Below are 17,741 nucleotides of genomic sequence, written 5' to 3' on the forward strand. Positions count from 1 at the left end.
CTCCACCAAATCAATTACTTTTAGTATAGCATACTACAGCTCATTTTCTTTACGCTTACGTGTTAATTTTATAATCTGTTTTTCTGTAAAATACGTTAATAAATGCGCATGACATGTAAAGAAGATGACTTGTCTATCTTTCGCAATTTCCTTTATTAGTTCAATCGTACGATTCGTCCTTACCGCATCAAAATGTACGAAACTATCATCAATAATAAATGGATAATCATGCTCAAACGTTTTCGCTAACGCAAATCGTAACGATAAATATAATTGCTCCGCTGTCGCTTGGCTTAGTTCATGACTGTAAAAACGCATACCGTCATTACGCTCAACGATGAACGGTTCCGCCTGTGACGGTGAAAAGATTTTAATATATCGTCCGCCTGTTAAATAGACGAAATACTCTTCTGATTTTTGTAAAATACGCGGAAGATGTACTTCGTGATAATATTGCTTCGTTTTCGTTAATACTGTCTTTGCCGCCGCGTATGCAGCCCACTTCTTCACTTGTTCACGTACTTGCGCTTTTTTCATTTCCCACTCGTGCATTAAATCACCATACGTACTGCCTTCTTCTAAATTCGCAATTTCTATTCGATGCTTCGCAATACGCTCTGTCAGTTCTTTTTCCTTTGTAAGACAGTTTTGCACGGCTGTCAGTTCTTGCTTTAACTTTTCGTCATAACCGTCAGCCTCATAATGCTCAGCTAATGACAAACTCGTTAAGCGCTGTTCTAAAAGATCAATTTGAGGTAATAAACGCCCCATTTGCTTATCCGCATCTTCACGTTTTTCTGCCCGCTTACCTGCTTCTAAAAACATCTCTTCATCTGTAGATTCTGCGATATGCCATAAGTTATCTCGTTCTACTAAAAGTTGTTTTAATTGCTCTTGCATGAACTCATATTCTTCTCGCCATTCCGCCAGCTTCTCTTTCAGCTGCTTACAAGTTTGGCGCTTCTCTTTCTCATTTTGCATACGACTTTGCGCCTCATGCAAATTACTATACTCCGTGCTACCGATAACAGTTTCTAGTTTATGTTCAAATTGCGTAATCATTTCATATAATGAAGATTTCCGCTCGCCTTGTTTATCTAGCTCACGATATAATTGCTGCATTTTTTCAATACGCTCAAACGCTGGCAACATGTGCGCATACGTAAAAAATTCAGGGAACATATAGCGCGTTTTATACGCATCTACTTGTTCTCCTATTTGGAAAGTTTCTCTCTCCCATTCTTCATACGATGAAACGACTTTATCATAAGCTCGTTCCATTTGCTGCAATTTATAAGACTCCCGCTCAAATAACTTTCGAATCTCTTCATCCTTTTCTAACTGATAACGAACGGACATCGCTTCTTCACTTTGCCTTCCGCCAGCACTTTGCTGAAGAGTAAGGAGCTCTTCTTGTAATCCGCTTGATGGATCTTTATATAAAACGAGTGCTAAAACAATCCCTACAAAAACAATGACACTAATAAATAATAGCGCGCGGTTATCTATAAATAGACTCGTGAATAAAACAAGCGTGTTAATAAGAAGTAAAAGAAGACAAACTCTTTGCCACTGTTTTTTCTTTTGCTGAGCTGCCCCTGCTTTCTCTTCATACTTACGCTTCATTCTCTCTGCGCCCATACCGATAAACGCCGCATCTTGAAATGACTTTTCTTTCTCAACTAACGTATTTCGTTCTTCATCCGCTAACATTTGTTTCTGAATCTGTCTTATATTTTCTTCTTGCTCTTCTAATTGCTCCTGAGCCGTTTTAAAACGTTCATCTAGTTGTGCTTTTTGCGATTCTAATTCACGCGCCTTTTGCACAGTTTGCGTAATTAATTCTTTCGTCGCTAAACTTATATCAAATGAAAGAACCGTCTCTTGTTCAAAAGTGGCTCCAATTTGTTGCTCTAGTTCTGCGATTTCTTCTTTTATATTCGCAATACTTCCCGTCATATCACGCATTTCTTGGCGTGCATTTTCATAAGACATGTGCTGCATACGAAGTTCTTCTACGTAACTTTCTTTTTGTAAAAATACTTCATCTATTTCTGTGGAATCAATTTCTGATTGCACTGCTTCTATCTTTTTTTGAAGTGAATCTACTTGTACTTGGAGCGGTTCTATCTTTGCCTTTACCGCCTCATAGCGCGCCATTCCGTTTACAGGAAACTGCCCGTTCTCGTTTTCTAACACTTTCTCGTGCGCACTCTTTTCAATAACGAGAGGCTCAAGCGCTGCTAATATTTCATAGTCTTGCTTTCGTCTTTCGGTACTCTCTTTCTCCGCACGAACAAAAGCAAGTTTCTCTTCACTTTCTTTTAACTGCTCGACCTGTTTTTCATACGTGCCAATCTTCCCTTGCCACTCTTTCATCTTTTCCTCAATTTTCTTCATCTCTTGCAGTGACACGTTAATTTCAGGATTACGACCACTCGGCTTAAAGCGCTGATTCATTTCTTTTTCTAATTTTTTATCTAACTGCAATAACGCATCGCTTCCGACTGCACTTGCCGAAAATAAATAATTACCGATATCCGCTTCGCCCAATTGATGAATATTTTGCAAACCATGCATATCAAATGAAAAAACAGAATCAAATAAGCTTTCATTCACACCGCTTAATATATCGTTTAAAATATCTTCGCCGCCAGTTTTCCCGTCTTCAAAATAAACGGTCACCTCACCAGCTGCCGTCTTTGGCAATCGTTCAATTTTTAAACGGCCGTACTTTTCTGTTTGAACAGTAACTGCTCCGCCATACTTCCCGCCTTCTTTCGGTTCATAACGGCGCTGTCCTCTCGTTGGAAAACCGAATAAAATACTTTTCATAAACGAGCGAATTGTCGATTTCCCCGCTTCATTTTCACCGTACAGTACCGTCAGCATTGACAGATCCATTTCCACATTTTCTAGTTTTCCATAGCCATAAATATGGAGTTTTTCAATTCTCATTTTTTATCCCTCTCTTGCTGGAATAATTGCTCTAAAATAATATTTTCCGCTTCCTTTTGAATCTCTTTCTTCTCTTCTACCGTAAAAGCTTCAATGCTATTACGCGCTACAGGAGATGTCCAAATGGTGCGCAACACTCCGTCCATATTTGTAAAAGCTTCTAACTCTTTTAGCACACTACCGACGAAATGATTTTCCTCTTTCAAACGTTCAATTTCCGCAAAAGAAACCGTCTCATTTTTCCACTTCATCGCATACACGAAATCTTTTCGCTCTTCGCCAGCTGCTAAAATATGAAAAATCTCTTCCACGCGCTTGTCTTCACGCAAATAAGAAGAAAGTGGCCCCTGCCCTGTAAATACGACAGTTAAAAGCGTGCCTTCCTCTTCTCTTCGGCATTCATTCATCGCACTTGACGCGCTCGTCATAAGATCATCAACAGTTTCAAGTCCATCGATACTCACTTCTATCTCATCCCATACAACATCCGCCGTATGGAAAAATGAACAATGCGATCCTTGTTTCGTGAGTTCAATAAGGTATGCACCTTTCTCGCCTGTTTCCTTACGATGACGTCCTTGTATATTGCCTGGATAAATAATATACGGCTCTTCTGATAGAATTTCACGTTTATGTATATGGCCAAGAGCCCAATAATCAAACTGCTTTTCTTTCAGCTCACGAATTTGAAACGGTGCATAGCGATTATGCTCTGCATCCCCTTCCACACTTCCGTGAAGCATACCAATATGAAAAGGCGCATCACTCATTTTCGTATACTGCGCTGTCATATTATCCGTTACCGCTTGCTGCAAATAACTAAACCCATAAATAGAAGCTAACAGCTCACCATTTTTATAAAATGATTTCTCTTCCACATAAGGCTCCGTAAACACATGAACATTTTCCGGAAACTCAATTGCTGCCCAGCTTCCCCCTAAATGATCATGATTACCATGAATAATAAAAACAGGGATATCGTACTGCGAAAGTCTCTTCATTTGCTCGCGCACAAACACTTGCGCCCTCAAACTTCTCGTCTCCGCATCATACAAATCCCCGGCTAGCAATACGAAATCAACGCGCTCTTGAATCGCTTTATCAACAATACGCTCGAACGATTCAAACGTACTCTGCTTCATTCTCTCCCAAACAGACTGCGCAACATTCATCTCCATCCCTTTAAACGGACTATCCAAATGCAAATCAGCCGCATGTATAAACTTCACTTGTTTCACAAATAACGATCCTTTCTTTTTCCGTACTTTACTACGAATAGTAAATCTAGTGCCCATAAAACTTTCACTCTGCCCCGTATTAACTGGCAGTAGACAAAGAAGCTAATTTGAAAGCAAACTGCCCATAAATACCCGATTGGTTCAACTAATAATCAGTGGGGTGAAATAACTCCCCACTGATTAAAGTTTCACTTTATTTTACCACGCAATGTCATATATTTCTTTGCATATTCTAGTGATTTATGCCAAAATAGTTATAAGATTCTGATTTTTATTATTGGAGGGAATTTTCATGGGAGTATACGTTCTAACAGTCTTTGAAAAAGATGGTTCAAAAGCATTAGACGAATCATTCGAGGCGGCAACTGAAAAAGAAGCGAAAGCAAGAGGTGAATCTATTTTACAAGAAAAAGGTTTGTATGAAAAAACACATCGCTGCACATCTTCTGCAGGTAAGCTCGTTTTATTCCAGCGCTAAAAAAAAGAAGCGTCATCCGCTTCTTTTTCACTCTACTATATCTTCGTCACACCACGTAAACGCCACATCTAGAATGCGATTACCGATACGTACGCGTTTATTCCATTTACCTGTTTGGATCTGATGTTGCAATTCTGCTTTCATCTTTTCCGTCCAGTCGTGAATCGTTTCACTACCGTCGTACGGATATACGCTTGGAAACTCTTTCTGCAGTAGATGCAAGCTCTCTGCATCAAAATGAAAATGGAAGAAGTAGTTTGCTGTAAGCGATGGTTCTTGTAATCGTAAAAAATGATCATCAACTTGCTTTCTATTTCTATAGAAAGTAAAGATATTCACTTTACCGCTCGTAATTTGGTCAATTTGAATTTCGTGCTTCTCTATAATCACGTCTTGCCCACCTCGTTATATACTATCCTTAGTATATATGTCTTTTGCAACAAAGTTAACCATTTTCGCGCGAAATTCATTTCCTTCATTATATTACCTGTACCTCCAAGTACAATCAGAACAAATAAAAACAAAGTTGAAGGGGAGCGATCACATGTATTTCGGAAGCAAAGGTTGGTATGTAAAAGAACTTAAAAAATTAGGTATCCGTACTTATGAAGGTAAAAAACTAGAATCTTATCGTACACATATTTTATCTAGTTTACTTGAGAGAATGAAGAAAGCTTCGGCTTAATAGATGTAGGAAGCAACTACGGTTGCTTCCTTTTTATTTACTAAATAAAAAGAAAATCATCATACCTTAACTTTACCGTTATACTTCCTTGATAGAAACCACCCATTATCAACTGAATCTCTAGTACCAAATACTCTTCCAGATAATCATTTGTATATATTTTAAATTCTCCATACTTATTAACCCGTCCGCTTCCAACATACATATCACTACTTGTTATGACAATTGTTGAATGAGGTTCTGCACGGCCCAATATACGATTATTACTATAGTCCAAAGAATCCACATTTATTTTTTGATGAATATTATTAACTGAATCTCTACATTTATTTTCACACAAATTAACATTGCTTTCTTCTGCCCTCGAAAGCGCTCGATTCCTGCTAGTCTTTTCTGAAGAGAAAACAACATTCCCCAGACAACTAAACCTATCAAATGTAGTAATAGGTAGAAACATCTACGTTAACTCCCCCATTCCTCCACTACTTCCTTCTCATTTTTTATCAACTACAGTCTTTTAATGAATTTACAGCAATACGTTTTATGTTAGGATAAAAGAAAACAGCTTTGATTTTCCATTCAATTTCGCACTGTTAATTTGTACAGAACACATAGAATGCTGGTTTTCACCCCAGATGTAATGACAACACTACACAAAAGAAACCACGGTCCATTAAATGTAAATCCATCTTCAAATATATTAATAATAATTATGTTGCCAATTATTAAGAGAATCCATGAAATGGAATACTGTTTTCCATTTGTAATATATAAAGTTTCATCCTCATAACAGACTGTAATTCCCCCACCTTGCCAAACACCAATAGCGAAAGAAATAAGCGTAACTGCCAGTAACTCTGCTTGTAAATCCCTAGTCATTGGTTGCGGTGCTGTATAAGTAATAATCCCTATCATCATGAGAAAAGTTATAATATCTATCCAGTTTATTTTTCTTTGTTTGCTTTGCAGCCAAATAAAGAAAATTAATACAGGAATTAAAAGCAAAGTTTCCATTTAATTATTCTTCTTCCTTCCCTACATTAGAAACGTCTGTAATTGTAATGCAATTAGATTGTTCTTAAATCTCTCATACTTTCTGAAGCATAACATGAGAAAGAAATAAAAAAATCGTACAAAAGGGCAAGCCTATAATGTACGATTGGGCATATATAATGTTTTAAAAATGAATTAACTTCCTTTCAATAGATACAGCTACTGCTTCTGACCGTGAATTAACACCTAATTTATTGTATATATTTGTTAAATATGCTTTTACCGTTCGCTCAGCTATTCCCATATCAAATGCAATTTCTTTATTCTTATATCCGCGCGCAATAGCTTTCAGCACAAACAATTCTTTAACCGTTAAGTTATTTTCTGCAACCTTATCAGCATGTACTTCTTTCCTTTTATACTTCACTATCTTTTCCATAATATTTGGTTGTAGTAAAATCTCACCTCGAATAGCCGCTTCCAATGTTCGAAACAAATTCTCACGATCCGTATCTTTTAGCAAATATCCTTTTGCCCCTAACTCAATTCCTTTTAACATTAATTCATCTTCGTTATAAGTAGTTAATATAATAATCGGCGTATGGTTTTGTTTTTCATTCAAAGCCTCAATTGTTTCTAAACCACTCATTTTAGGCATATTCAAATCCATTAAAATGACATCAGGTTTCTTCTTTTCTATGAAAGAAAGGGCTTCTTCTCCGTTTGCAGCCTCACCTATAATTTGAAATGAATCACTCGTTTCTATTATTAATTTCAGACCTTCTCTTACAACGAAATGATCATCTACAATTAATACGTTATGCTTCATGGCTATCTCCTTCTTTATTTATAGGCACTTGAATATACACTTTCGTACCTTTCATTTTTTCACTCAATATATGTATTTCTCCCTTAATCAATCGAACACGCTCATTTAGACCAATTAAACCATAATGTCCAGGATTCTTACCAATATATCTAGTGTCAAAACCAATTCCATTATCTTCAACTTCAATAGTAAGTTTTTCAAGTTCATCGATATATTCAACATTTAAATTTACATCTGCTGCCTGTGAATGTTTTGCGATATTCGTTAAACATTCACTAATTACATATAAGCAGTGCTCTTTTACTACGCTTGAAATATACGGTGGACTTTGGATAGTAAATCTCACATGTATAGACGTAGCTTCAGAAAAACGTTGAACCTCTTCTTTTACTGCTCCATTAAATGAATTAGTAGTATGACGCAAATCATCAATAACCAACCTTGCATCCTGTAAAGTTTGTCTCGCTCTTATCATAGTTTGTTTCATAATCTCTTGAGATCGTCCTGTATTCCCTTTTTGCATATGGGCATCTATCGCTTCCAATTGCATAATTAAGCTTGCTAAACCTTGCGCTAACGTATCATGTAAATCTCTTGCCATACGCTGCCTTTCATTAGCTAATGTCAATTCTTCCACTCTCATATATGCAGACTCTAACTCTTGAATATAGCTCTGTATACGATTACGTGCATCAAATTGCTGCTTATTAATATAAGAAAAAGGAATAATAATTGCTAACACTAAAAGAAACATAGAGATAAGAATAGCTAATTTATTCATACCATAATTGATACTAATTGCAGCACAAAATATTGCATACATAAGAGTGAAAACTGCCATTACTTTAAATATATTGTTATAAACATATAAACTTTGAGCGATTAAAATAGGAGTTAATCCAACAAAAATCGCTATCGAAGCATTTGTTGCAATAAATGCAGCCAAAAACACAATGAAAAGTTGTACAAAAAAGAAGTACAACAATTGCCTATTCTTTAATGAACTCGCATACCAATGAAAAATAGTATGAATAACAATGACTATTGTAAAGAAAAAACTATCCACAGAGAAAATATTATTACGAAATTCTAAAAGCATTGAAGCTATATATACGAGTGTAATCCATAAAATAATAAACCTTCTTGGAATAAATACCACTTCCAATACATTTGTATCCAAATCTATATTTAAACTTATTTTTTTCATATCTGACCTCCACCATTATATTATACAAGATGCAACTTACATTTTGATAAAGTGAAGGCTTTTACATCCAGCCCGACTCCCACAAATAGCGGGGTAAGTTACTGATTCCTCTACATCCTCATTACCAAATACAAATATGAAATATTGTACATCGAAATGCATTAATGTTTATGTAAGATTATTATTCAGCAATCCATACAATGCTACATAACTAATGTATATTTTTAACATTTTCACAATCAAAATCTCCTCAAAGTATAAACGACGACTTTCTGTTCCCTTTTATTTAGTGCTAATGAAATAATCATTTAAACTGAAAATGCTATAATTAACCCAATCAAACTAAGGGGGAGCGTTTATCTTGCACGGAAAACACATTCAATTTCATGAGTTTGGTAACCCAAAAGATGTATTACAAGTTGAATATAAAAATATAGAACCATTAAAAGATAATGAAGTTTTAGTTCGTATGCTAGTTAGACCGATTAATCCATCTGACTTAATTCCAGTAACCGGAGCGTATGCACATAGAATCCCATTACCTAACATACCTGGTTATGAAGGTGTTGGGATTGTAGAAGATGTTGGCTCTTTCGTTTCTAGAGACCTTATCGGCAAACGTGTTTTGCCATTACGCGGAGAAGGTACTTGGCAAGAGTTTGTGAAGACATCAGCTGATTTTGTAGTCCCTATTCCTGATTCCATCGATGATTTTACAGCGGCACAAATGTATATAAATCCCCTTACAGCTTGGGTTACATGTACAGAAACGCTAAACTTAAAACAGAATGACGTTTTATTAATAAATGCTTGTGGATCCGCTATTGGTCATCTTTTTGCTCAGTTATCACAAATTTTAAACTTCCGATTAATTGCAGTGACAAGAAATGGTAAACATACAGAAGAGTTACTTCAGCTTGGTGCTGAATATGTAATTGATACTTCCACTGCCCCGCTTTATGAAACCGTTATGGAATTAACAAACGGGATTGGTGCAGATGCTGCGATTGATTCTATTGGCGGATCAGATGGAAATGAATTAGCATTTTGCTTACGTCCAAATGGACATTTTTTAACTATCGGTCTTCTATCAGGAATACAAGTAAACTGGGCAGAGATTGTCACGAAAGCAAAGGTGCACGCTAACATATTTCATTTACGACATTGGAATAACGAAGTATCACCATATAAATGGCAAGAAACGTTTCGTCACTTAATTTGCCTAGTGGAAAATAAGCAATTACGTTTCATGACAGTCCATTCTATGTATGACTTAGCAGATGTAAAAAGTGCAGTTGGTATCGTTCAATCTGCTGAAAAAACAAAAGGGAAAGTGTTTTTGACGAGTTATTAAATACAATTGAAGAAGTCTTTTTGATCGACCTTTTAAATAGATTAGATAATACGTTTAGGAGTATAGAATTGTAAGTATCTGGTATAATCCTTTTAAAAGGCGAAAGGAGATTCTACATGTGGTTAATTACGGTAATTGCGCCTGTTGTAATAGTCGGAGGAATTGTAGTATATGTGATTGGAAGGCTTAAACATAAATATAACAACGGTAACTTAGGTAAGAAAAAATCAAAAAACGCTCAAGTTTTATTAGATAGTTTAATACCAATGGGAATGCTTTTAGGGTGTTTAATCGGTATAATTGTCGACATATTTTTCCCGGATTATTCACTGTTTACAGTTGGTTTAGGAGCTGGAATAGGCTATTTATTCGGATTTTTTGCCTATGAAATTTATAGCAAGACAGGAAACGATTTTTCATAATCTAAAAACAAACACAATTGTAGAATAAGCGAGGCCAGTACATATTAGTCATATAAAATATGTACTGGCCTTTCATTTATTCATCAACGTTATCCCCTTCCGCTTCAACTACCTAAAAAATAACATTGTCAACAGAACTTAAATTGGTTATCATAAAAATGAATATAACAGGAGATGAGCAGATGAATATAAACGAAAAGAAATCTTTTTCAAAAGTTTCTCGACGGAAATTAGTCGATGAAGTGTTGGAACGTCTACAAGAGAAAATCTTTTCTGGCGAGTATGAAGTTGGTGATCGCCTCCCTACAGAGCCGCAATTAATGGAAGAGTTAGGTGTAGGGCGTTCGACGCTGCGAGAAAGCATAAAGATATTAGTACATGCCGGCATCTTAGAAGTTCGACAAGGACAAGGTACTCGTATTGTCTCACTAAATACAACACAAGATTCATTTGAAAAACGATTGCAAGCAGCTAATATTAATCATGTGTATGAAGCAAGAAATATGTTAGATAAAGAAGTAGCGATGTTAGCGGCACAGCGCCGAAGCGAAGAGGATCTTTTATATTTAAAAGGACATTTGAATAAAAGAAAAAATGCCCTTCAAGAAGGAAATTATGTAGCATACATAGATGCAGATATTCAGTTTCATCTAGCAATTGCAAAGGCGAGCAAAAACGAAGTTCTACTTGATTTGTATCAATCTTTCGTACCTGCCCTTCGCCACATTTTAAGCCAATTAATATTAAATACAGCGAACTATGAAGATAACTCTGACATTCATGAAAAATTATTCCAAGCTATTTTAAAACAAAATGCCGAAGAGGCACGAACATACGCCGTTCAAAATTTGGAGCTGAAATAAGCTCCTTATATATTACATTTAAACATCAGATGATATACTCAATAACATCTGATGTTTAAGAGAGGAGAAAATCAAATTGAAACATCAAGGACGAACTTATTTGTATATACTAGCACTATTTTTTGTTTCCATTAATTTACGTATCGGAATTACATCTATTTCACCTTTATTAGAAACAATCCGACAAGACTTAAATATAAGCAATTTTTCCGTTAGTTTTTTAACAGCTATTCCTGTTTTTTGTATGGGGACATTCGCCTTACTGACTGGGAAGGTCATTAAAAAATATGGGGCAGAAAAAGCAATTATGGCTTGTCTTATTTTAATTGGCTTTGCAACATGTATGAGGGCTTTTACCTCTTCCATTTCCACATTATTCGCGAGCTCTTTATTTATTGGCATTGGAATTGCACTTGCAGGTCCGTTACTATCAGGTTTTATTAAAGAGAAATTCCCTACGAAAATCGGCTTAATGATTGGAATATATTCAGTAGGCATGGGAACTGGCGCTTCTTTAAGTGCAGGATTAACGATTCCTTTACAACATGTATTAAAAGACGATTGGAATATGGCACTCGCTTTTTGGGGTGTACTTACTATTATCGCTATTATATTTTGGTATCCGGTTATGAAACGAAAACAGAATACGAGTACACAAAATAAAAAGAATAATAGTTTACCTTTAAGAAATAAGAAAGCATGGTTGTTCACAATCTTTTTCGGACTACAATCAGGAATCTTTTACTCCATTACGACTTGGCTTGCGCCCGCAAATCAAAGTATGGGTGTCAGCGGCGAGCAAGCTGGTACTCTTATAACTGTTTTTACAGTTGTTCAAATGATATGCAGCTTTTTAATTCCAACATTAGCCGATATTTATAAAAAACGATCACTTTGGTTATTAGGAAGTATATGCTTCGTACTCGTAGGTTTATCACTTATGATTTACCCACTAACTACACCATGGATCCCTTCTATTTTACTAGGTATCGGGCTCGGCGGCGTATTCCCACTCGCTCTCATGCTACCGCTATATGAAACAAAAACTTCAGAAGATGCAAGTGCATGGACCGCTATGATGCAGTCCGGAGGATACATTATGGGCGGATTTATTCCAGTCTTAGCAGGAATCGCTCGTGACTATTTTGATGGTTATACGCAAGTTTTTATTATAATGGCACTTTTAAGCTTAATTTTGTTCATGTTAACTTTAGTCATGAACAAAAAGAAAGTAGAAGCAAAAGATCTTATAGCTTAAATAAAAAGAATGAGCTTTTTCCTAAAGGATCAAGCTCATTCTTTTTACTTCTACTACTTGAAAACAAAAAAAGCCCCTCAAAGCATACGCTTCAAGGAGTGAGCCTGTTTTTTATTCTATTATATACGTACAGCTGTACCACTTACAGCAACCATTAACATTCCATCACGAACAACTTCATAATCTACGTCAATACCAACGATAGCGTTCGCACCTTTTTGTTTTGCAAGTTCTTTCATTTCATCCATCGCGATATCACGAGCTTCTTTTAGCTTGCTTTCATAAGAACCAGCACGGCCACCGACAACATCACGAACTGAAGCAAATAAATCACGAACAATATTTGCACCCATAATAGCTTCACCATTTACAATATCAATATACTCAATAATTTCTTTACCTTGGATTCCAGACGTTGTTGTTACAATCATGACTGACACTCTCCTAATAAGTTGTAGTTTTTAATGTGCTTTCTTATGTCTTTATTATGACATGGAAAAAGTATCTAATCTATTGAATTACCTTACATGAATGTGACAATTTTGTAAGGATGAAATATTATTATACCTTTTCCTTACAATAACTACCTAAATTAACAGAATATTGTTATAATTAAATTAGAGGAGGAGATACAATGAAAAAAATCACTTACATATGTGCTCTAAGTGTTCTATCTTTCACTTTAATAGGTTGTACAAGCACTTCTACTACAAATAATACTCCAAAAACTAAGCAAGAAAATACGAAAAATGCCATTCAATTAAACTCTGCAGACATTACAAATATTGAGTTATTTAGAACAACAAATAATACTACTTCCAAATCTCAAACAGACAATGAGGAAATGATACAATCCATCGCTTCAGCAGTCCAAAACGGAACACCGAAAACAATCACACTAGATCAAAAACAGAAACAATCTGTGCATTCTACTATAACCGTTACATATAAAGATGACGCAAAAGAAGAGTTTCTTGTGTGGGTTGATAATAAGGAACAAATTACGATTGCTAAAGATGAGAAGAAAGATAAAGTAGAAGCTGTGACGGTGAATATTAAAGGCGCTAAAATGATGAAGGATTTTTTTAAAAATGATAAAACGTAAAAGGATCCCCATCAACTTAAGGATTCAAAATTAGTACAAAATTTTGTTCAGAAACACTATAAAATTTCAGCCTAATAGTTCAGTGACGAGACCGTATATTATTAAACGTAAAATGTTTCAAATCGAAGGAAGACACCTTATAAGGTGTCTTTTCTTTATTTTCAAAAGGACCTGCTCCATTCATTCGTAAAAGTATAAAATAAATTGAATCCGTTAAAACACATGAGTGAACCTTTGTTTTCCCCCTCCTATCTAAAGGAGGAACTGTTATGGGCTTTGGTGGTAGTTGTGGCGGCTGTGGCTTCGCTGGAGGATTTGCTTTATTAGTTGTATTGTTTATTTTATTAATCATCGTTGGAGCTAGCTGCTTCTGCTAAAAAACTATCGGAAAAGACACTCATGTTAGTGTCTTTTCTTCATGAAAAAATCCCCATGCTAAACAAAAAATAAAATAAGCTGCCCATATGGACAGCTTATTTACATAATTATCGTTCTCGGAAGTAAAGTTTTAAAAGTAATTTATCCATAGTGATATTAAAATTACTACTAACAGGGGGAGCACCACATTGCCATCAACCTAAGCTTTTGAGATACCCCCCATAACGAAATTTTCACCTTTTTACAGTTATTTATGAGAATTCAGCTCATTTTTTCGTTTTGGGGAACAATCAATTTCTTAAGTTGATGGGTATGTGATAATGCTTCCATTTGAACAAATTTTCCTTTTCCATACCGATCACACACCTTTTGTAGAGTAATAGTATCAGCATATCCCAGTTTAAGAGGTTACTTACAAAATATTTAGAATTTTTTTGCGAGAATCCTCCGAAATGTAATACGGACTTTAAATATTTTCATTTATAATTCTCTATTTGTCTATACTTTTCATACCGCTGTTGTATAAGCTCTTCCGAGGATAATAGTATCAATTTTTTTAGAGATGATTCGATTACAGATTCAATCACTTTTGCCTGTGATTTTATATCATTTTGTGCTCCACCTTTAATTTCAGGAATGATTTCATCAATAATTCCTAAATGTTTTAAATCTTTTGCTGAAATTTTCATATGTTCAGCAGCTTCTGGAGCATACTTAGCGTCCTTCCATAGGATAGATGCTGCTCCTTCTGGCGAAATTACCGAGTACCATGAATACTCTAACATATGGATATGGTTACCGACACTAATGCCAAGAGCTCCACCACTTGATGCCTCTCCAATTACAATACAAACAATTGGCACTTTAAGTGTAGCCATTTCAAATAGATTTCGAGCTATCGCTTCAGAAATTCCACGTTCTTCAGACCCTTTCCCTGGATAGGCGCCTATTGTATCAATAAATGTAATAATAGGGCGATTAAATTTATCAGCTTGTTTCATAAGTCTTAGCGCTTTTCTATAACCTTCTGGATGTGCCATTCCAAAATTTCTTTCTATATTTTCCTTTGTATTTCTACCTCTTTGATGACCAATAACCGTAACGGGCATCCCTTTAAATTTTGCAATACCACCTATCATTGCTTTATCATCACCATATAATCGATCACCATGAAGTTCGAGAAAGTTTGTAAACAATAAAGGTATATAGTCCAATGTCGTGGGCCGGTTACGTAGCCTTGCAATTTGAACTCGTTGAAAAGGTGTAATATTAGAATAAATTTTATCTTGCATTTTATTTAAACGTTTTTCTAATTCATGAATTTCTGACGATAAATCTACATTATTTTCTTTCATAATTTTCTTTAATTCATCAAATTTCTCTTTTAATTCAATAATAGGACGTTCAAAATGCAAACTCATTTTATCCTCCAAATGTTATGACTTACCTCACTCTAATCAAAAGGCTTAGAAATTGAATCAATAAATAATTCAAAACCATCCACAACTATTTTTTGTTCTGATTCTGATAAATTATTGAGAATACTTTGATAAAATGTAATGGATTGCTCTCTTAAGCAATTAACAGTTATGTGACCTTTTTCTGTGAGGTGCAGAAAAAGTTCTCTTCTATTTTTTTCATTTACTTCACGATAAATAAGCCCCTTTTTTACTAACTTATCTACCAATCTACTTACAGTTGAAGTCTCTAATCTAAGTTTATTGGATAGTTGCCAAACAGTTAATTTTTCCACCTCTAGTTCCTCTAACGCCATCATTTGAGAAGTTGGTAAAGGTTTTTCAAATGGTCCATTGGGCAAATTTTGAGATTCAAAAACCCCAGTTATTATAATCATTTTCTTAATATCTGTTCTTAGTTTTAAGGCATCTTCTCTTTTCAAAAAGGTCACCCTCCTACAACTAATGTATCATACATCAATTGTATTATACATGAATATGTTTTTTTCACAAGCTTAACGTAAGCCAATATTACAACATGGACGAGATATTTCTTCTTGTTAAAATGGTATAAGTGGATTGTTTTCTACAAATGGCAGAACATCAATTATGTATCAGGGGCCTTTATGGGGTACCGCTCATCGCAATCAAGCTAAGAAAATAAAACTACCCAAAAAACGAAAATTTTGTGATAACTTGTAACAAAAAACTCATAATTTTTTGGGGGAGTTCTAAATTCTTAAGTTGATGGGCATGGGGGAGCACCAACAAAACGCGAATTTCGTACGCTAAGAGATCATCGGTTTCTTACTGTTTAGTTGTTTCTAGTGGTTGTAGAGAGTCTACTGGTGCACTTTCTCTTTTGCTAAATCGGTATTCTCCTAGAAAGTTAATGTGTTCCCACCTTACTGGAGAACTATGTTTTAATAATTCTTCATCAAATTGTTCTTTTTTCTTCAAAGCTTTTATTGCTTCACTTAAATAAATAATATTCCACATACTAATTGCATTAATTAAGAGGTTTAGTGCACTACTTCTTTGAAGTTGATCTTGTAGCACTCTTTCTCATAATTCACTATGTTTTTCAAAGAAAATAGCGAAAGGCAAGACGATGAATACATTTACAAAGTGACAAAACTGTAAGAATGCACGAATGTTTGTAAGAAAGTTCGATGTTTTCCTTTTTCATTTTTTATTATAGTGAAAAAGAAGAACGAAATATTCTCTTATGTAGGAAAGGAAGATAATAATGATTGATTTATTAAATAAATGGATGTTAGAAAGTACAGGCAATTTCAATATCGTTGTAGGACTTACAGCACTTCTATTTTTGGGTTCAGTAATTGCACTTCTTATTATTTACAAAAAAATTGGTAAACCAGATGAAAGAACAAATGCTATTTATTTAAAAATTACTTCTCGTATGTTTACTACTCAAATTCTAATGAATGCTATATTTATTTCTTTAGTTGGTAAAGATATTGAGAATTTCCGTCAAATCTTTATATTATTTGAAGCTTTTGTATTCTTTATTGGAGCTATTTATTCGTTTAAATTATATAGACAGGAATATAAATAATTTACTTATAAGAAACAATAAAAAACAGTAGTGATTTTATACACTACTGTTTTTTATTGTTCATTTTCAAATGTAAACTTTTTATTTTTAGTTAACTGTTTCATTTGAAAAATATTTTAGACTGAAAAGGTGCTAATCTTTTTGATTAAATAAAAAATACTTTTGTTTTTCTTTTATTTACTTTAATATCAATAAGGGCACCAAAAAAATAGATAGAGGTGCTAAAATGTACGGAATTATTAATTATGAAGTGTTTTTACTAACAGGGATTTCATTAAATTTAATTCCTGGTGCGGACACCATGTATATTGTGGGAAGAAGTATTTCGCAAGGCAGAAAAGCAGGTGTGTATTCTGTTGTTGGTATTATTACTGGCTCTTTAGTTCATACGTTATTTGTTGCTTTTGGTTTATCTATTATACTTACAAAATCCGTTGTATTATTTAACATCATTAAGATTATTGGTGTTATCTATCTCGTATATCTAGGGATTAAAATGGTACTTGATAAGACGAATGTAGATTTCCAAGCTTCATCCAATAAATTAAACATTAGAAAGATATATATACAAGGGCTTTTAACAAGTCTTACGAATCCAAAAGTCTCTTTATTCTTTATTGCGTTTCTTCCGCAATTTATAGATACAAAGGCTTCAGGTCCTATTCCCTTTATCATTTTAGGACTTACTTTTACAGCCACTGGATTATTGTGGTGTTTATTTGTTGCTTATTTCTCTTCATATGTTACAAAAAAACTAAGAGGAAACCAAAAGGTAGGAATGATTCTAAATAAGGTAACAGGAATGATCTTTATTGGTATGGGGTTAAAGTTGCTTCAAACGAAAGCTCCTCAATAAACCTGAATAACATAACAATGCCCCCTTCTAAGAAATGTTATATCGGGTTTAAACCAATTCCTATATACTAAAAAGTCCCTT

20 protein-coding genes and 1 pseudogene are annotated in these 17,741 nt (G+C 34.7%); 10 read left to right on the forward strand and 11 right to left on the reverse strand.

Features of this window, described 5'->3' with window-relative positions:
* Nucleotides 1-33 precede the first annotated feature (33 nt).
* Both SJY24_RS25315 and SJY24_RS25320 read right to left on the reverse strand, forming a co-directional pair.
* Complete coding sequence (locus SJY24_RS25315) at nucleotides 34-2,958, reverse strand: ATP-binding protein (RefSeq protein ID WP_377866613.1); 2,925 nt, start codon at nucleotides 2,956-2,958, stop codon at nucleotides 34-36.
* Nucleotides 2,955-4,196: a metallophosphoesterase family protein gene (locus tag SJY24_RS25320; protein ID WP_377867309.1), complete on the reverse strand. Its 1,242-nt coding sequence runs from the start codon at nucleotides 4,194-4,196 to the stop codon at nucleotides 2,955-2,957. The genes SJY24_RS25315 and SJY24_RS25320 overlap by 4 nt, the downstream gene beginning before the upstream one ends.
* Nucleotides 4,197-4,488: 292 nt before the next feature.
* Between SJY24_RS25320 and SJY24_RS25325 the strand changes: the two genes are divergently transcribed.
* Nucleotides 4,489-4,674 carry a YhzD family protein gene (locus SJY24_RS25325; RefSeq protein ID WP_377866614.1) on the forward strand — a complete coding sequence of 62 codons (186 nt, stop codon included), beginning with the start codon at nucleotides 4,489-4,491 and terminating at the stop codon, nucleotides 4,672-4,674.
* Nucleotides 4,675-4,701: 27 nt separating this feature from the next.
* Here SJY24_RS25325 and SJY24_RS25330 read toward each other — a convergent pair whose 3' ends face one another.
* Complete coding sequence (locus tag SJY24_RS25330) at nucleotides 4,702-5,064, reverse strand: hypothetical protein (protein WP_000582798.1); 363 nt, start codon at nucleotides 5,062-5,064, stop codon at nucleotides 4,702-4,704.
* A gap of 154 nt (nucleotides 5,065-5,218) precedes the next feature.
* Between SJY24_RS25330 and SJY24_RS25335 the strand changes: the two genes are divergently transcribed.
* Nucleotides 5,219-5,359 carry a YflJ family protein gene (locus tag SJY24_RS25335; RefSeq protein ID WP_000273535.1) on the forward strand — a complete coding sequence of 47 codons (141 nt, stop codon included), beginning with the start codon at nucleotides 5,219-5,221 and terminating at the stop codon, nucleotides 5,357-5,359.
* A gap of 40 nt (nucleotides 5,360-5,399) precedes the next feature.
* Here the strand turns inward: SJY24_RS25335 and SJY24_RS25340 are convergent, their stop codons facing one another.
* From SJY24_RS25340 to SJY24_RS25355, 4 genes are all read right to left on the reverse strand, one after another.
* On the reverse strand, nucleotides 5,400-5,816 hold the full coding sequence (locus SJY24_RS25340; protein WP_377866615.1) for a hypothetical protein: 417 nt from the start codon (nucleotides 5,814-5,816) through the stop codon (nucleotides 5,400-5,402).
* 122 nt (nucleotides 5,817-5,938) lie between these two features.
* The gene (locus SJY24_RS25345) at nucleotides 5,939-6,373 is read right to left on the reverse strand and encodes a hypothetical protein (RefSeq protein ID WP_377866617.1); all 435 of its coding nucleotides are present in this window, start codon (nucleotides 6,371-6,373) and stop codon (nucleotides 5,939-5,941) included.
* Nucleotides 6,374-6,536: 163 nt separating this feature from the next.
* Entirely contained in the window at nucleotides 6,537-7,181 is a 645-nt protein-coding gene (locus tag SJY24_RS25350) for a response regulator (protein ID WP_002087211.1), read from the reverse strand.
* A complete protein-coding gene (locus tag SJY24_RS25355) occupies nucleotides 7,171-8,388 on the reverse strand; it encodes a sensor histidine kinase (RefSeq protein ID WP_377866618.1) in 1,218 nt (405 codons plus the stop codon). Before SJY24_RS25355 ends, SJY24_RS25350 begins: the two co-directional genes overlap by 11 nt.
* A 361-nt stretch (nucleotides 8,389-8,749) precedes the next feature.
* On the opposite strand from SJY24_RS25355, the gene SJY24_RS25360 reads away from it, so the two are divergent.
* The 4 genes from SJY24_RS25360 to SJY24_RS25375 all read left to right on the forward strand — a co-directional run bounded on the left by SJY24_RS25360 (nucleotide 8,750) and on the right by SJY24_RS25375 (nucleotide 12,285).
* Nucleotides 8,750-9,742 (forward strand): zinc-dependent alcohol dehydrogenase family protein, encoded by a 993-nt coding sequence (locus SJY24_RS25360; RefSeq protein ID WP_377866619.1) that lies wholly within the window; start codon nucleotides 8,750-8,752, stop codon nucleotides 9,740-9,742.
* A gap of 116 nt (nucleotides 9,743-9,858) precedes the next feature.
* Entirely contained in the window at nucleotides 9,859-10,164 is a 306-nt protein-coding gene (locus SJY24_RS25365) for a hypothetical protein (protein ID WP_098271478.1), read from the forward strand.
* Nucleotides 10,165-10,346: 182 nt separating this feature from the next.
* Nucleotides 10,347-11,027: a FadR/GntR family transcriptional regulator gene (locus tag SJY24_RS25370; RefSeq protein ID WP_219301471.1), complete on the forward strand. Its 681-nt coding sequence runs from the start codon at nucleotides 10,347-10,349 to the stop codon at nucleotides 11,025-11,027.
* A gap of 70 nt (nucleotides 11,028-11,097) precedes the next feature.
* Entirely contained in the window at nucleotides 11,098-12,285 is a 1,188-nt protein-coding gene (locus tag SJY24_RS25375) for an MFS transporter (RefSeq protein WP_377867310.1), read from the forward strand.
* Nucleotides 12,286-12,404: 119 nt separating this feature from the next.
* Here the strand turns inward: SJY24_RS25375 and SJY24_RS25380 are convergent, their stop codons facing one another.
* The gene (locus SJY24_RS25380; protein ID WP_000637510.1) at nucleotides 12,405-12,716 is read right to left on the reverse strand and encodes a YbjQ family protein; all 312 of its coding nucleotides are present in this window, start codon (nucleotides 12,714-12,716) and stop codon (nucleotides 12,405-12,407) included.
* A gap of 203 nt (nucleotides 12,717-12,919) precedes the next feature.
* Here SJY24_RS25380 and SJY24_RS25385 point away from each other — a divergent pair, with 203 nt between their 5' ends.
* Nucleotides 12,920-13,390, forward strand: coding sequence for a hypothetical protein (locus SJY24_RS25385; RefSeq protein ID WP_377866620.1), 471 nt, complete (start codon nucleotides 12,920-12,922; stop codon nucleotides 13,388-13,390).
* A 269-nt stretch (nucleotides 13,391-13,659) separates the two neighbouring features.
* Entirely contained in the window at nucleotides 13,660-13,767 is a 108-nt protein-coding gene (locus SJY24_RS25390) for a YjcZ family sporulation protein (protein WP_000505671.1), read from the forward strand.
* Nucleotides 13,768-14,244: 477 nt separating this feature from the next.
* On the opposite strand, the gene SJY24_RS25395 is transcribed toward SJY24_RS25390, so the two are convergent.
* The 3 genes and pseudogenes from SJY24_RS25395 to SJY24_RS25405 all read right to left on the reverse strand — a co-directional run.
* Nucleotides 14,245-15,189 (reverse strand): acetyl-CoA carboxylase carboxyltransferase subunit alpha, encoded by a 945-nt coding sequence (locus SJY24_RS25395; RefSeq protein WP_073515544.1) that lies wholly within the window; start codon nucleotides 15,187-15,189, stop codon nucleotides 14,245-14,247.
* A 32-nt stretch (nucleotides 15,190-15,221) separates the two neighbouring features.
* Nucleotides 15,222-15,668, reverse strand: a complete 447-nt coding sequence (locus tag SJY24_RS25400; RefSeq protein ID WP_000817662.1) for a MarR family winged helix-turn-helix transcriptional regulator — start codon at nucleotides 15,666-15,668, stop codon at nucleotides 15,222-15,224.
* 364 nt (nucleotides 15,669-16,032) lie between these two features.
* Nucleotides 16,033-16,323 (reverse strand): annotated as a pseudogene (locus tag SJY24_RS25405) (Tn3 family transposase); the annotation flags it as partial.
* Nucleotides 16,324-16,474: 151 nt separating this feature from the next.
* Between SJY24_RS25405 and SJY24_RS25410 the strand changes: the two are divergent.
* Together SJY24_RS25410 and SJY24_RS25415 are read left to right on the forward strand one after the other, a co-directional pair.
* Entirely contained in the window at nucleotides 16,475-16,804 is a 330-nt protein-coding gene (locus SJY24_RS25410) for a 6-aminohexanoate hydrolase (RefSeq protein WP_377866621.1), read from the forward strand.
* Between the two features lie 226 nt (nucleotides 16,805-17,030).
* Nucleotides 17,031-17,660 carry a LysE family translocator gene (locus SJY24_RS25415; protein ID WP_377866622.1) on the forward strand — a complete coding sequence of 210 codons (630 nt, stop codon included), beginning with the start codon at nucleotides 17,031-17,033 and terminating at the stop codon, nucleotides 17,658-17,660.
* Nucleotides 17,661-17,741: the final 81 nt, after the last annotated feature.

This window comes from Bacillus sp. R86525, assembly GCF_042466195.1.
GTDB classification, from domain to species: domain Bacteria; phylum Bacillota; class Bacilli; order Bacillales; family Bacillaceae_G; genus Bacillus_A; species Bacillus_A nitratireducens.

What these genes read in the sequence shown, in the direction of transcription:
- SJY24_RS25315 (WP_377866613.1), bottom strand. Translation starts at nt 2,958, where the DNA reads ATGAGAATTGAAAAACTCCATATTTATGGCTATGGAAAACTAGAAAAT.
- SJY24_RS25325 (WP_377866614.1), top strand. Translation starts at nt 4,489, where the DNA reads ATGGGAGTATACGTTCTAACAGTCTTTGAAAAAGATGGTTCAAAAGCA.
- SJY24_RS25335 (WP_000273535.1), top strand. Translation starts at nt 5,219, where the DNA reads ATGTATTTCGGAAGCAAAGGTTGGTATGTAAAAGAACTTAAAAAATTA.
- SJY24_RS25340 (WP_377866615.1), bottom strand. Translation starts at nt 5,816, where the DNA reads ATGTTTCTACCTATTACTACATTTGATAGGTTTAGTTGTCTGGGGAAT.
- SJY24_RS25345 (WP_377866617.1), bottom strand. Translation starts at nt 6,373, where the DNA reads ATGGAAACTTTGCTTTTAATTCCTGTATTAATTTTCTTTATTTGGCTG.
- SJY24_RS25350 (WP_002087211.1), bottom strand. Translation starts at nt 7,181, where the DNA reads ATGAAGCATAACGTATTAATTGTAGATGATCATTTCGTTGTAAGAGAA.
- SJY24_RS25355 (WP_377866618.1), bottom strand. Translation starts at nt 8,388, where the DNA reads ATGAAAAAAATAAGTTTAAATATAGATTTGGATACAAATGTATTGGAA.
- SJY24_RS25365 (WP_098271478.1), top strand. Translation starts at nt 9,859, where the DNA reads ATGTGGTTAATTACGGTAATTGCGCCTGTTGTAATAGTCGGAGGAATT.
- SJY24_RS25370 (WP_219301471.1), top strand. Translation starts at nt 10,347, where the DNA reads ATGAATATAAACGAAAAGAAATCTTTTTCAAAAGTTTCTCGACGGAAA.
- SJY24_RS25380 (WP_000637510.1), bottom strand. Translation starts at nt 12,716, where the DNA reads ATGATTGTAACAACAACGTCTGGAATCCAAGGTAAAGAAATTATTGAG.
- SJY24_RS25385 (WP_377866620.1), top strand. Translation starts at nt 12,920, where the DNA reads ATGAAAAAAATCACTTACATATGTGCTCTAAGTGTTCTATCTTTCACT.
- SJY24_RS25390 (WP_000505671.1), top strand. Translation starts at nt 13,660, where the DNA reads ATGGGCTTTGGTGGTAGTTGTGGCGGCTGTGGCTTCGCTGGAGGATTT.
- SJY24_RS25395 (WP_073515544.1), bottom strand. Translation starts at nt 15,189, where the DNA reads ATGAGTTTGCATTTTGAACGTCCTATTATTGAATTAAAAGAGAAATTT.
- SJY24_RS25410 (WP_377866621.1), top strand. Translation starts at nt 16,475, where the DNA reads ATGATTGATTTATTAAATAAATGGATGTTAGAAAGTACAGGCAATTTC.
- SJY24_RS25415 (WP_377866622.1), top strand. Translation starts at nt 17,031, where the DNA reads ATGTACGGAATTATTAATTATGAAGTGTTTTTACTAACAGGGATTTCA.